We start from the raw sequence: 310 nt of genomic DNA on the forward strand, positions 1-310 counted from the left end.
CTTCCGTGTAGGCAAGTGCTTCAAGATGGGCAGAACCATCGGCGCGGTGAGCTTCCTGCAAATCCTCGCGCCGGAACTCAATGACCGTATGCTTGCCGACTTCCTTGAGATGGACAGCAACATCTCGGTCAATTTTCATATCCGGACGATTGACCAGGCGAAGGCAATCAAGAGCATCAAGTCGAAGATCACCGACCTCGACAAGATGAAGATTGAAGAGCAGAAAAAGGCTGTCCGCTCCGGCTACGATATGGACATCTTCCCGTCCGATCTCGCCACCTTCGGCGGTGAGGCAAAGCGTCTGTTGCAG

General features: G+C 53.9%; 1 pseudogene. It reads left to right on the plus strand.

From position 1 onward, the window contains the following. A pseudogene (locus P0G09_RS17730) lies at nt 1–310 on the plus strand (conjugal transfer protein TraE); the annotation flags it as partial.

The sequence above is a fragment of the Faecalibacterium sp. DFI.5.82 genome, assembly GCF_029076575.1.
Taxonomy (GTDB): Bacteria; Bacillota; Clostridia; order Oscillospirales; family Ruminococcaceae; genus Faecalibacterium; species Faecalibacterium duncaniae.